The organism is Ramlibacter sp. AN1133 (genome assembly GCF_037890035.1).
Taxonomy (GTDB): domain Bacteria; phylum Pseudomonadota; class Gammaproteobacteria; order Burkholderiales; family Burkholderiaceae_C; genus Ramlibacter.
Map to the genome: position 1 here is coordinate 229423 of NZ_JBBKTQ010000007.1, position 11928 is coordinate 241350.

The window sequence follows — 11928 nt, forward strand, 5'->3', positions numbered from 1 at the left end:
ACTTCCGGAGGTGACATTGAAAGCCACACTGAGATCCACCGCGCTGGCAGCGATGCTGCTGGCGCCCCTTGCCGCCACGCTCGTCGTGCAGCCCGCGCAGGCCGCCCCGGCGCGCGTCGCCATGCCGAAGGTCACCAACATGTCGGTGAACTCGGACTCGGGGCTGACGCCCGGGGCCACGCTGCGCCTGCAGGTCTATGCGACGCCGAACGCGCGCCGCACCACCGTGACGCTGGGCGACGGCGGGCCCACCGTGCACCTGCGCCAGCAGACCGCGGGCAACTACGCGGGCTCCTATGTCGTGCGCCGCAGCGACCGCATCGACCCCACCACGCTGATGACTGCGCGCGTGACCTTCGGCGACCGCGTGTATTCGCGCCAGTTCAACTTCCCGCCGTCCTTCCAGGCGCTCGCCGCCATGGGCGCGGCACCGGCGGCGCCGGCGCATGCGCTGGCCATCGAACGCTTCGTGATGCGGCCCATGGGCCGGCTCGAGCCGGGGCGTGAACTGCGCTTCCGCCTGGTGGGCGAGCCGGGCGGCGACGCCTGGATGGACATTCCCGGCGTGATCCGCGGCGTCGACCTGAGCGAGGTCCGCCCGGGCGTCTACGAAGGCACGTACACCATCCGCCGCCGCGACGACCTCGATGCGTTCCGCAACGCCGTGGCCACGCTGCGCAGCGGCAACCAGCGCGTCACCGCGCGGGTGGACGTGCGCGGCGACGACCGGGAGGTGCGCGACGAGCGCCCGCCGCAGATCACCGAACTCACGCCCGCCAACGGCGAGCGCATCGGCGAGCGCGGCCGCACGCACGTGCGCGCCCACCTGTCCGACGAGGGCAGCGGCATCGATCCGGCCACCGTGCGCCTGCGGCTGAACGGGCGCGACGTGACCGCCGACGCGCGTGTCACGCCGGACGAACTGCACTACCGCGCCGACCTCGACCCGGGCCGCTACAACGCCGAATTGACGGTGCGCGACCAGGCGGGCAATGCCAGCACCAAGAGCTGGTCCTTCGACGTGATGCCCGATCGCGTCGGCGGTGCCGGCAGCGTCGAACTGCCCCTGCAGGTCACGAGCCACAGCAACAACATGGTGGTGGACACCGCCGGCAACCTCTCGATCCAGGGCCGCACCGCCCCGTATGCGAACGTGCGGGTGCAGGTGGACGCCGTCGCCAGCGTGGCCGGCCTGCTGGGCCTGACGCAGCCGGTGGCGGACCAGACGGTGCAGGCGGACCGCAACGGCCATTTCGCCGTGGCGCTTGCGCCGCGCGGCGGCCTGCCGATCCCGGGCACGCGCTACGACGTGCACGTGACGGCCACCAGCGGCAGCCAGACCGCCGAAGAGCGCCTCACGCTGATCCAGCGCCAGGGCTGACGCTTCTGCGCTGCGGTCACCAGCCCCGCCGAGCACGGCGGGGCTTTTTCTTTGGTGCGGCTGACAGGCGGGCCGAAATGAGGAGTCAGCGGGCTGGTCAAAACGGTTTCCCTCGTCGATACTTCTTGAAACAGTTGTGACGAATCCGATTCATCCGGCTGTGGGGTTTCTGGGATGTCGTGGGGACGGGCTCTGTGTGCAAGCGGGGCCCGCTACAAAGCCCGGCGCGGTGCGCCGGGCTCTTTTTTTGGGGAAACGGCGGGGCGCCTTCCCCGGATCCGGGGAAGCTCAGCCCAGGGCGCAGGCCTGGACCACGACGTACACGCAGGAACCGGCCAGCAGCAGCAGCCATGCGCCGGGGCGGCCGTCGGGCAGCAGCAGCGACACGGTCGCCCTGCGGGAGGCTTCGCACTCGCGGCCCTCGCCGGCGTGCAGGGCGGCGCCGCGCTCGCGGGTGCGCTCGGGCGCGCCGGCAACAGGGTACTGGGACGAGGCGAACATGGCGGTCTCCGTTCTGTGCCTCGATGCTCACGCATAAGCCGGGCCAGCGATTGCGGCAGGTCAACCGCAGCCCGTCCGTGCTGCACCGCAGCGCCGGTGGTGAGTGCCCCAGTGCCGCCGCAACCCTAGTCGGATCCGAGTTGCAGGCGGCTCGGCTGCCGGCGCTCCACCTGGTACTTGAGCAGCGCCGCAGCGCGGTACACCGCATGCGCGAACTTGCCGTACGGCAGGGTGAGGAACAGCGCCAGCACGGTGCCGAGATGCAGCGCCAGCAGCAGCGCCATCGCACCCGTGTCGCGCCAGGCCAGCAAGGCGAGGCCCGTGAGGCTGGTGGCGAACAACAACACGATGAAGGCGCGGTCCATGGGCCGCTGCCGCGGATCGCCATGCAGCGGGTGGCGGCGCAGGTTCAGCCACAGCAGGCCGGCGGGCCCGACCAGCAGGCCGATGCCTCCGAGCGTCCCGAGCAGCACCGGCAGGCTCGTCACCGGATACGGCGCATGCAGTCCCAGCACGTAGTGATACAGCGTGGCCACGCAGGTCGCCGCGAAGCAAAGCAGGAAGCCGTAGAAGGTGAAATGGTGGAAGCGCCGGCGCGCCAGCGTGAAGGCGTCGTCCTTCTCGTTGCAGCCGTCGCCGTGGCCGCCGTCCAGGTAGGTGAGCGCGAGCACGTTGCGCGTCGCCTCGGCCGCCGCGCTGGCGCCGACCGGCCCCGGCGACTGGCCGCGCCAGAAGCGCGCCGCGCCGACGCCCAATGCGACCAGCGCGAACAGGAAGGCGGCGCCGAACATCCAGCCCAGCATCGCATGGGGGAAGACCGCGTAGAAATTTCCCGCCATCGGGGCATGCCACAGCCTGCCATGCATGGCGAGCAGCAGCACGAGGAACAGGGCGAGGCCGCCGGCGGTGGCCAGCGCCAGCGTCACGCCGTTGCGGCGGTACAGGCCGCCGAGTGCGCGCGGCCATGCGTATCCGGTGTAGGTCTCCCGGCGCACCTGCGCCATCGCGCGCGGCACGTTCACCGCGAATTCGTGCGGCGGCGCGTACTGGCAGGCGTGCAGGCAGGCGCCGCAGTTGTGGCACAGGTTGGCCAGGTAGTGCACGTCGGCGGCGGCGAAATCGAGGCGGCGCGTCATCGCCGGGAACACGGCGCAGAAGGTCTCGCAGTAGCGGCAGGCATTGCAGATCTGCAGCTGCCTCGCGACCTCGTCGACGGCCGGGGGGCCTTCGGCCAGCGCCACGGCTTCGCGCGCCAGCGCGTCAAGCGACTGCATGGGCGGCCTCCTTGCGCGCGGCGTGCGCCGCTTGCGTGCCGGCGATGCGGCCGAAGGCCGTGCCGATGCTCATGCCCACGCCGGCCGTGTAGCCCTGGCCCAGCACGTTGCCGGCCATCATCTCGCCGGCCACGAACAGGTTGTCGCTCGCGGCGCCGCCGAAGTACACGCGGGCCTGCTCGTCGGTCTTCAGCCCCAGGTAGGTGAAGGTGATGCCCGGGCGCAGCGCGTAGCCGAAAAACGGCGGCTGGACGATCGGGCGCGCCCAGTGCGTCTTGGGCGGGGCGAGGCCTTCGGTGTGGCAGTCGTCCAGCACCGTGTGGTCGAAGCTGCCGACGCGGCAGGCGGCGTTGTAGTCGGTGAGGGTCTGCATGAAGCGCTGTTCGGGCAGGCCCAGCGCGCGGGCCAGTTCGGGCAGGCTGCCCGCCTGCACGCCGGGGAACACCGGCGGCATGAAGCGGCCGATGGCCTGGCTGTCGATGATGCAGTAGCCGATCTGCCCCGGCTGCAGGGCCACCAGCCGGCCCCAGATCGCGTAGCGCTTGGGCCAGAAGTCCTCGCCCTCGTCGTAGAAGCGTTCGGCGTCGCGGTTGACCATCACGCCCAGAGAGACCGCGTCCACGCGCGTGACGATGCCGCCGTCGTACAGCGGCGCCCGGGCGTCGATCGCCACGCAGTGAGCCTGCGTGGGGTCGCCGATGATGTCGGCACCCTGCTGCGTCATGTGCCGGATCAGCACGCCCTGGTTGAAGCGGGTGCCGCGGATCAGGAAGTTGTCCGCCGGCCATTCGCCGCGCTCGTTGCGTCCCCAGGCCTCGCGCAGCCATTCGCGGTTCGATTCGAAGCCGCCGGCGGCCAGCACGCAGGCCTTCGCCTCGATGCGCTGGCCCTGCACGTACGCGGCGACGAAACGTCCCGCGCGCAGTTCCAGCCGGTCCACCGGCGATTCGTAGCGGACCTCCACGCCCAGGTTCGCCGCGCTGCGGTAGTAGGCGTTGACCAGCGCCTTGCCGCCGCCCATGAAGAAGGCGTTGGTGCGCGACAGGTGCAGCGTGCCCGCCAGCGAGGGCTGGAAGCGCACGCCGTGCCTGCGCATCCACGGCCGGCAGGTGGAGGAAGCGCGGATCACGAGGCGCGCCAGGCGCTCGTCCGTGTTGCCGCCGGTGACCTTCAGCAGGTCCTGCCAGAACTCCTCTTCCGGATAGGCGTCCAGCAGCACGTCCTGCGGTGCGTCGTGCATGCAGCGCAGGTTGCGGGTGTGCTGGGAATTGCCGCCCCGCCATTCGCGCGGGGAGGCTTCGAGCAGCAGCACGCTGGCGCCGGCTTCGCGGGCCATGAGTGCTGCGCAGAGGGCGGCATTGCCGCCACCGATGACGAGGACGTCGTGCATGGTCAAACTGTAGGCGAGCCGTTCGCCCAGCGCCAGCCGCGAGGACTCAGCCCGGTATCACGAAGCGTGATGGCTCCAGCGCGCACCCGCCCACTGGCCGGCCTCCACCAGCGCGCGGGCGGATTGCGCCAGCACCACCCGCACCGCGAGGCCGGCGGGCGAAAGTTCGTCGTCCGAGAGGCTGCACAGCGAATTCAGGCGCCGCACCCGGGCGTCGGCGATCTCGGCCAGCTCGAAAGCCTCCCCCGCGTCGGCAAAGCGGGCCAGCGCCGCGCGCGGCTGGATCGTGCAGCCCAGGCCGGCGCGCACCGCGTCCATCACCATCGCCAGGGAGTCGACCTCCATCGGCAGCAAGCGCCGCAGCCGGCGGCCGGAGAAGGCGGCGTCCAGCGTGGCGCGCAGGCCGTGCGGGCCGCTGGGCAGGATCAGGGGCAGTTCCCCGAGCTGCGCCAGGCGGATGCGCGCCGGCAGCGGCTCGCGCTGGCCGGCCCGGGCGCGGATCAGGAACAGCTTCTCCTCCACCAGCGGCGTGACGCTCCAGCGCCGGCCCGGATCGGTGTCGAACAGCACCGCCAGATCGAGCTGGCGTGCATTGAGCATGGCAGACAGGTGGCCCGAGAGGCTTTCCACCATGTGCAGCCGCACGTCCGGATAGCGCTCGCGCACCGCCTGCATCAGCGGCAGGCCGAGCACCGAGGCGGTGGTCGGCGCCAGCCCCACGCTGACGCTGCCGGACAGCCGCGCCTGCTGCGCCGCGCGCGCGGCCTCGTCGGCGTGCCGCAGCGCCAGCTGCGCCTCGCGGAAGAACGCCAGGCCGGCCTCGGTGGGGACCACGCCCTTGGACGTGCGTTGCAGCAGCCGCGTGGCCAGCTCGCCCTCCAGCCGCGCGACCTGCTGGCTGAGCGCCGACTGCACCACCTCCAGCTCGATCGCCGCCCGGCTCATGCTGCCCGATTCGACGATCCGCACGAAGTACCGAAGCTGCCGCAGTTCCATCCCGCGAGCGTACACCGCTCGCGATCAGTTCCCGTGATGGCCGCCTCAGAAGCTCCTGGGCAGCCCGAGCAGGTGCTCGGCGACGTACGAGTAGATCAGGTTGGTGGAGATCGGCGCCACCTGGTACAGGCGGGTCTCGCGGAACTTGCGCTCCACGTCGTATTCGTGCGCGAAGCCGAAGCCGCCGTGCGTCTGCAGGCACACGTTGGCGGCTTCCCACGAGGCCTTGGCTGCCAGGTACTTGGCCATGTTCGCTTCGGCGCCGCAGGGCTTGTGCGCATCGAACAACGTGCACGCCTTGAAGCGCATCAGGTTCGCCGCTTCCGTTTCGATGTAGGCATCGGCGATCGGGAAGGCCACGCCCTGGTTCTGCCCGATGGGCCGGTTGAACACCACGCGCTCGCCGGCGTACCTGCGCGCCTTGTTCACGAACCAGTACGCGTCGCCGATGCACTCGGCCGCGATCAGCGTGCGTTCCGCGTTCAGGCCGTCGAGGATGTAGCGGAAGCCGTGGCCTTCGGAGCCGATCAGGTTCTCCGCCGGGATCTCGAGGTTGTCGAAGAACACCTCGTTGGTCTCGTGGTTCACCATGTTCGGGATCGGCCGCACGGTCATGCCGTGGCCGATGGCCTGGTGCAGGTCGACCAGGAAGATGCTCATGCCCTCGCTCTTCTTCTTCACCTCGGCCAGCGGCGTGGTGCGTGCCAGCAGGATCATCAGGTCCGAGTGCTGGATGCGCGAGATCCAGACCTTCTGCCCGTTGACGACGTAGCGGTCGCCCTTGCGCACGGCGGTCGTCTTGAGCTGGGTGGTGTCGGTGCCCGTGGTGGGCTCCGTCACGGCCATGGACTGCAGCCGCAGCTTGCCGCTGGCGATGGCGGGCAGGTACTGCTGCTTCTGCGCGGCCGAGCCGTGGCGCAGCACGGTGTTCATGTTGTACATCTGGCCGTGCAGCGCGCCGGAGTTGCCGCCGGAGAAGTTGATCTCCTCCATGATCACGGACGCCTCGGCCAGGCCCAGGCCCGAGCCGCCGAATTCGGACGGGATCAGCGCCGCCATCCAGCCGGCCTCGGTGAGCGCGTCCACGAAGGCTTCGGGATAGCCGCGGTCGGCGTCGATCTTCTGCCAGTAGGCGGAGTCGTAGCGGCCGCACAGGTCGCGCAGCGCTTCGCGGATTTCCTGGTACGCGTCGGGAGCGGGGATCTGGGTGTTCATGGGGCGTAATGATGCGCCAGGCGACACCCGCCTCGCCTTCCCCGCCGGCCGCAGCCCGCGCGCCGGCTGCGGGAAGACGCCGGTCGTCAGGCCGGGTGCGGTGCCATCAGCTCGGTCTTGCGGGCCTCGAGCTGGAGGCCGAGCTGCAGGAGGTCGAGGCCCTTGGCCTTGCGCGCCTCGGGGAACATCTTCTCCCGCTCGTCGTTCACGTGGTGCAGGATGGCATCCTCGAGTTCCAGCATCAGCCGGGCGTCGGTGGGCGTGCTCTCGACGCGGGCGATCAGCTCGCGCGCTTCCTGGTGCTCCTTCTTCGAGTGCTGCAGCAGCTGCTGGTCCCCCGTGGCGCGGCCGAAGGCGGGATAGAAGATCTCCTCCTCGATCTGCGCGTGCACCGTGAGTTCCTGGCAGATCTGCTGCGCGAGGAGGCGCTTGCGGTTGTCGTCGTGGGCGGCCTTGTACTGCTGGAACAGCGCCGCGACCTTGTTGTGGTCGGCGTCGAGCAATGTGATGGCGTCCTGCTGGGGCATCTTGTTTTCTCCTGGGATCGTTTCGACCCCCCAAGGTACGCGCCCCGCGCCGCATCGCAACCCGGCTGCGGGCAGTCCGCATGTAGGCCGCAACCGACGCGCGCTCCGCCACCCACCAGCCACGGCGGCGTCGGCTATCCTCGCGCCATGGCACTGTGGATCCTGGCCGGGAGCAACGGCGCGCTGTCCTCGCGCCGCCGTTTCGCTGTCGCTGGCCTGCTCGCCGGCGCGCTGCTGGCGCAAGGCTGCGCGGCGGCCGAGCGCGTGGCGCTGCTGCGCTACTCCGTGCCCGTGCCCGCGCAGTGGCAGCCGCAGCCGCCCGCCAGCAGTTTCCGGCTCGCACAGTTCCGCGTGCCGGCGGCATCGGGCGCCGGCGATGGCGAGGTGGTCGTGTTCCACTTCGGCGCCGGCCAGGGCGGCAGCGCCGCGGCCAACATCGCGCGCTGGACCTCGCAGTTCGCGGGCCCCGACGGCAAGCCGGTGAGTCCCAGGACCGAGGCGTTCACCACCGGCGGCCTGCCCGTCACGCTGGTGGAACTCGCGGGGACGTATGCGCGCGGCGTGGGCGGCATCAACGGCGCGCCCCGGCCGGACCAGAAGCTGCTCGCCGCGGTGGTCGAAGCGCCGGAAGGCAACGTGATCTTCCAGCTGCACGGCGACCGTGCGACCGTGGACGCCAACCGCGGCGCGTTCGTGGACATGGTCAGGGGCTGGAAGCCCTAGCAGCCTTTCGGATCACTCCACCCGCAGCACGATCCCGCGCGTGGCCGCGCGCGACTCCAGCAAGGCATGCGCCGCCGCCGCGTCGGCGAGCGGGAATTCGATCGGCGCCTCCACCTTCAGCCAGCCACCCGCCAGGGCCCCGAAGAGCGACTGCGCCATGGCCTGCAGCGCCTCGCGCTGCGCCGCGTAGTGGAAGACGACCGGCCGCGACAGGGTCGTGCTGCGGGCCTGCAGTTCGCTCATCGCCACCGGCGGCACCGGCCCCGAGGCCTGGCCGAAGTTGACCAGGTGCGCGCACATCGCCAGCGAGCCGAGCGAGCCCGCGAAGCTGTCGCGGCCCACGCCGTCGTAGGCCACGTCGACCCCGCGGCCTTGCGTGATCGCGGCCACGCGGGCAGCCACGTCCTCTTCGCGGTACAGGATCACCTCGCTGCAGCCGGCCGCCCGGGCGATCTCCACCTTCTCCGGCGAGCCGACCGTGCCGATCACGCGCGCGCCCAGGTGCGTCGCCCACTGCGCCAGCAGCTGGCCCACGCCGCCGGCGGCCGCCTGCACCAGCACCCACTGCCCCGGCGCGATGCGATGCACGCGGTGCACCAGCATGTCGACGGTGAGGCCCTTGAGCAGCACCGCGGCGGCCGTGCGGTCGTCGATGGCGTCGGGCAGCTTCAGCGCGATGCGCGCCGGCAGCAGCCGCTCGCTCGCATAGCAGCCATAGGAACGGGTGGCATAGGCGACGCGGTCGCCGGGACGCCAGCCCTCGACGCCCGGGCCGACCTGTTCGACCACGCCGACGGCCTCGATGCCGGGCACCCCCGGCGGCGTGAGCGTGCGGTACAGCCCGGAGCGCACGTAGACATCGTGGAAGTTCACGCCCGCGAAGGTCTGGCGCAGGCGCAGCTCGCCTTCGCCCGGCTCGCCCACGTCGACGCTGTCCGCCTGCAGGACCTCGGGGCCGCCATATTCCCGCACCAGGATCGCCTCTGCCATCTGCCGCCTTTCCGTTCGATGGCGGGATTGTCGGCGCTTCAGGGCACCGGGCGGATGACGCGGCAGGGGTTGCCGCCCGCGAACACGCCGGCGGGGATGTCGCGCGTGACCACGCTGCCCGCACCGATCACGGCGCGGTCACCGATGGTCACCCCCGGCAGGATCACCGCCGCCCCGCCGATCATCACGTCCGAGCCGATCGGCACGTTCGTTCCTTGAAGCGCGCAAGCTCATCCGTGAGACTTGCCGGATGCACCACCGACGCAAGTCGACACCGCGGGCCGCGAACTCGCCAGCGCAGCCCCCGCAGCCCCCGCAGCAGAAGATACCGCCCGCCAGGTCGCCGCCGAGAACCGGGGAAGGTTCCCGCAGCGTGCTGGAGGCGCTGAGACTGCAGCGCGACACGCGACCCGGCGACCTTCCCGGTCTCCCGGCGGAGGAAGAGGAGGAGAAGAAGAAGCCGGCCGGGTGAGGACGGCGCGCTACGCCGCGGCCGATCCGGCCGCTGACGTCGCGCGTGCGTAGCCCTGCGCGCCCGGCAGGCCGAGCCGGCGGCGCAGCGCGTCCTCGTACTCCCAGTCCGCGGCGCAGTCGCTGTCGCAGAACAGGCGCTGCTCCAGGCCGTCGCTGTTGCCGCAGTTGTGGCAGCTGCCCACGGGCTGCAACGCGCCGACGCGCTGGCGTTGCGCGGCCAGCGCATGCGTCAGATGGCGCTGCTCGGAATCGAATGCGAGATCTGCTTCGTCTGCCATGGCTGGTCCTGCGTGACGGTTCGCGCGAAGGTGCGACCCTGTAGAGGCGCATTCTTCGGCGCGCGCCTGCGCTGGCGGCGTCCGGCTTGTCAAACGTTGGCGTAGGACGCCGGCCTGCGATGGCGCCAGCGCAAAGAGGCGGCCCCGTGGCCGAAGGTCGGGCCCCCTCGCCCGGGGAGCGCGGGGTGCATGTTCCCGGGCCGCGCCGCGAGACACCGACAAGCCCTTGATTTCATTGCAGATCCACGGCGGCACCGGGCCGCGGTGCATGCCGCGCATGTACTTCGGGTCTTTCCGCGCAGCGCCGCGAACCGCCGCCTGCTCGCGCAACTGCTTGATTTCAAACGGTTCCGCCGCTGCCTTCGGCGATGGCACGACTGATGCTCTGACCCTGGCAACACCAACGGAGAACATCATGACAGCACTGCGCACCGTTCTCGCCTTCAACGGCCCGATGCCCGCGTACGAAACCCCGGCGGCGATCGCCAGGATCCCGGGGCTGCTGAAGAACATGGCGCTGTTCCTGGCCTCGCCCTTCATCGGCCTGGCCTACGCGGTCCTGCTTCCCTTCGTCGGCCTCGGCATGCTGCTGTGGATCGCCGGCGAGGGGATGAGGAAGTCCCGTCGCGTGGCCGTCGTCCACGTCGAAGAACCGGCGGCTGCCGAAGAAGCTGAGGCGCCAGCGGTGCACGTGGAGATCGCCGCCGAAGAACGGCAGGCGAGCGGACTGGCCGGTGCCGCGCTGCTCGCGCTCAAGCTGCTGGCCGCGCCCTTCGCCGGTCTCGCCTTCGTGGTCGCGATGCCCTTCGTGGCCCTCGGCGCCCTCGCCTGGGCCGGCATGAAGGCGGTCAGCCACCGCACCGCCTGAGCTCCATCCTTCCACTTGAACGAAAGGGCTGCGCAAGCAGCCCTTTCGTCACGTCGAAAACCCCGGCGAGCGGAAGAATCCGCTCCTGCCAGACAGGAGCGCACGACGTCCCCCTCTCCTTCACGCCGTACTGCACGCGCGACGCCGGGGACAGGACACTAGTCCTCGCGCGCCCCCAGCGGCACGTTGCGGCCCGACGCCTGAGGCCCGAGCAGCCGGATCAAGGAGGCCAGGTCGCGATCGAGCCGCGCCAGCGTCCTGTCGTCCAGTTGCCTGAGGGCGCCGGGCAGCACGCCTTCGAACGGACCCGGCGCCTGGGCCAGCGCCTTGCGTCCGCGCGGCGTCGCATGAAGCTGCACGGCCCGCCGGTCCTCGCCTTCGCGCTCGGAGACGACCATGCCTGCTTCCTGCAGGGCGCGCACCAGGTTGCTGGCGGTGGACTGGTGCACATCCATCGCCCGGGCCAGCTCGTTGACGCCGATCCCCGGCTGCGCGTGGACGACGCTCAGCGCCCACACCTGCGCGCCCGAAATCCCGGACGTCCGCTCGACGGCGCGGAAGTGGGTCTTGACCGAGTTGAACACCACGCGGAAGCGCCGCAGCACCTTCGCGGCCGCATCCGGCGGGTGCTGCGGGGTCTGGCGTCGGGACGGGATCGTTTTCGCGGCCGGGCTCATGCGCGAGCAGGATACCCGGGAACGCCGCGTGGCCGCCTCCTCAGCGCGGGGGGTAGACGATGTCGACCCGGCGGTTCTGGGCCCAGGCGGCCTCGTCGTGGCCCGTGGCGCGCGGCTTCTCCTCGCCCCAGCTGATGGCCTCCACCTGCCTGTCCTTCACACCCAGCAGCCGCAGCGCGCGCTGCACGGCCTCGGCGCGCTTGTTGCCGAGCGCCAGGTTGTACTCCGCGCTGCCGCGCTCGTCGGCATTGCCTTCCAGGCGCACCGCCACGTCCGGGTGGCTGGCGAGATAGTCGCCCTGCAGCTGCACCACGGCGCGGTCCTCGGGGCCGATGCCGAAGTCGTCGTAGTCGAAGAAGATGCTGCGCTGGCGCGCCAGCGGGCTGTTGGGGTCCAGGTACTCCGGCCGGGCGGCCGTGCGCGGCGCGGGCGAAGCCGTCGCCGGTGCCGGCGGGGTCACCGCGACCACGGGCGGATTCGGCCGCAGCGCCGCTTCGGGCGCAGGCGCATCCGCCGGCTTGGGAGGGGTGCTGCAGGCGGCAAGCAAGGCGGCCAGGGCGAGGGGAAGGAGCGATCGGATCGGATTCATCTTCGGGCCGGGAGTGGAAGCAGGAGCCCAGTATATGCATTGGTG

At 71.1% G+C, this 11928-nt stretch carries 13 protein-coding genes and 1 pseudogene; 3 read left to right on the forward strand and 11 right to left on the reverse strand.

Annotated elements, in window-relative coordinates; genetic code table 11:
• Positions 1-16: 16 nt before the first annotated feature.
• On the forward strand, positions 17-1381 hold the full coding sequence (locus tag WG923_RS12385; protein WP_340351268.1) for a hypothetical protein: 1365 nt from the start codon (positions 17-19) through the stop codon (positions 1379-1381).
• A gap of 288 nt (positions 1382-1669) precedes the next feature.
• Here the strand turns inward: WG923_RS12385 and WG923_RS12390 are convergent, their stop codons facing one another.
• From WG923_RS12390 to WG923_RS12415, 6 genes are all read right to left on the reverse strand, one after another.
• A complete protein-coding gene (locus tag WG923_RS12390) occupies positions 1670-1882 on the reverse strand; it encodes a hypothetical protein (RefSeq protein ID WP_340351269.1) in 213 nt (70 codons plus the stop codon).
• A gap of 125 nt (positions 1883-2007) precedes the next feature.
• Positions 2008-3156 (reverse strand): tricarballylate utilization 4Fe-4S protein TcuB, encoded by a 1149-nt coding sequence (gene tcuB / locus WG923_RS12395; RefSeq protein WP_340351270.1) that lies wholly within the window; start codon positions 3154-3156, stop codon positions 2008-2010.
• A complete protein-coding gene (gene tcuA / locus WG923_RS12400; protein ID WP_340351271.1) occupies positions 3143-4546 on the reverse strand; it encodes an FAD-dependent tricarballylate dehydrogenase TcuA in 1404 nt (467 codons plus the stop codon). The genes tcuB and tcuA overlap by 14 nt, the downstream gene beginning before the upstream one ends.
• 57 nt (positions 4547-4603) lie before the next feature.
• Positions 4604-5542: a LysR family transcriptional regulator gene (locus tag WG923_RS12405; protein ID WP_340351272.1), complete on the reverse strand. Its 939-nt coding sequence runs from the start codon at positions 5540-5542 to the stop codon at positions 4604-4606.
• Between the two features lie 45 nt (positions 5543-5587).
• Positions 5588-6757, reverse strand: a complete 1170-nt coding sequence (locus WG923_RS12410; RefSeq protein WP_340351273.1) for an acyl-CoA dehydrogenase family protein — start codon at positions 6755-6757, stop codon at positions 5588-5590.
• A gap of 86 nt (positions 6758-6843) precedes the next feature.
• Positions 6844-7284 (reverse strand): hemerythrin domain-containing protein, encoded by a 441-nt coding sequence (locus WG923_RS12415; protein ID WP_340351274.1) that lies wholly within the window; start codon positions 7282-7284, stop codon positions 6844-6846.
• Between the two features lie 147 nt (positions 7285-7431).
• Between WG923_RS12415 and WG923_RS12420 the strand changes: the two genes are divergently transcribed.
• Positions 7432-8007, forward strand: coding sequence for a hypothetical protein (locus tag WG923_RS12420; RefSeq protein ID WP_340351275.1), 576 nt, complete (start codon positions 7432-7434; stop codon positions 8005-8007).
• A 12-nt stretch (positions 8008-8019) separates the two neighbouring features.
• Here WG923_RS12420 and WG923_RS12425 read toward each other — a convergent pair whose 3' ends face one another.
• The 3 genes and pseudogenes from WG923_RS12425 to WG923_RS12435 all read right to left on the reverse strand — a co-directional run bounded on the left by WG923_RS12425 (position 8020) and on the right by WG923_RS12435 (position 9749).
• On the reverse strand, positions 8020-8997 hold the full coding sequence (locus WG923_RS12425; RefSeq protein ID WP_340351276.1) for a quinone oxidoreductase family protein: 978 nt from the start codon (positions 8995-8997) through the stop codon (positions 8020-8022).
• 38 nt (positions 8998-9035) lie between these two features.
• Positions 9036-9212 (reverse strand): annotated as a pseudogene (locus WG923_RS12430) (DapH/DapD/GlmU-related protein); the annotation flags it as partial.
• Between the two features lie 267 nt (positions 9213-9479).
• Positions 9480-9749, reverse strand: coding sequence for a hypothetical protein (locus WG923_RS12435; protein WP_340351277.1), 270 nt, complete (start codon positions 9747-9749; stop codon positions 9480-9482).
• Between the two features lie 226 nt (positions 9750-9975).
• Between WG923_RS12435 and WG923_RS12440 the strand changes: the two genes are divergently transcribed.
• Entirely contained in the window at positions 9976-10617 is a 642-nt protein-coding gene (locus WG923_RS12440) for a hypothetical protein (protein WP_340351278.1), read from the forward strand.
• Between the two features lie 158 nt (positions 10618-10775).
• Here the strand turns inward: WG923_RS12440 and WG923_RS12445 are convergent, their stop codons facing one another.
• Both WG923_RS12445 and pal read right to left on the reverse strand, forming a co-directional pair.
• A complete protein-coding gene (locus WG923_RS12445) occupies positions 10776-11294 on the reverse strand; it encodes a MarR family winged helix-turn-helix transcriptional regulator (protein WP_340351279.1) in 519 nt (172 codons plus the stop codon).
• 40 nt (positions 11295-11334) lie between these two features.
• Positions 11335-11883 carry a peptidoglycan-associated lipoprotein Pal gene (gene pal, locus WG923_RS12450; RefSeq protein ID WP_340351280.1) on the reverse strand — a complete coding sequence of 183 codons (549 nt, stop codon included), beginning with the start codon at positions 11881-11883 and terminating at the stop codon, positions 11335-11337.
• Between the last annotated feature and the right edge of the window lie 45 nt (positions 11884-11928).

Coding starts and splice junctions, on each gene's coding strand:
- WG923_RS12390 (WP_340351269.1), bottom strand. CDS start 1,882: ATGTTCGCCTCGTCCCAGTACCCTGTTGCCGGCGCGCCCGAGCGCACC.
- tcuB (WP_340351270.1), bottom strand. CDS start 3,156: ATGCAGTCGCTTGACGCGCTGGCGCGCGAAGCCGTGGCGCTGGCCGAA.
- tcuA (WP_340351271.1), bottom strand. CDS start 4,546: ATGCACGACGTCCTCGTCATCGGTGGCGGCAATGCCGCCCTCTGCGCA.
- WG923_RS12405 (WP_340351272.1), bottom strand. CDS start 5,542: ATGGAACTGCGGCAGCTTCGGTACTTCGTGCGGATCGTCGAATCGGGC.
- WG923_RS12410 (WP_340351273.1), bottom strand. CDS start 6,757: ATGAACACCCAGATCCCCGCTCCCGACGCGTACCAGGAAATCCGCGAA.
- WG923_RS12415 (WP_340351274.1), bottom strand. CDS start 7,284: ATGCCCCAGCAGGACGCCATCACATTGCTCGACGCCGACCACAACAAG.
- WG923_RS12420 (WP_340351275.1), top strand. CDS start 7,432: ATGGCACTGTGGATCCTGGCCGGGAGCAACGGCGCGCTGTCCTCGCGC.
- WG923_RS12425 (WP_340351276.1), bottom strand. CDS start 8,997: ATGGCAGAGGCGATCCTGGTGCGGGAATATGGCGGCCCCGAGGTCCTG.
- WG923_RS12435 (WP_340351277.1), bottom strand. CDS start 9,749: ATGGCAGACGAAGCAGATCTCGCATTCGATTCCGAGCAGCGCCATCTG.
- WG923_RS12445 (WP_340351279.1), bottom strand. CDS start 11,294: ATGAGCCCGGCCGCGAAAACGATCCCGTCCCGACGCCAGACCCCGCAG.
- pal (WP_340351280.1), bottom strand. CDS start 11,883: ATGAATCCGATCCGATCGCTCCTTCCCCTCGCCCTGGCCGCCTTGCTT.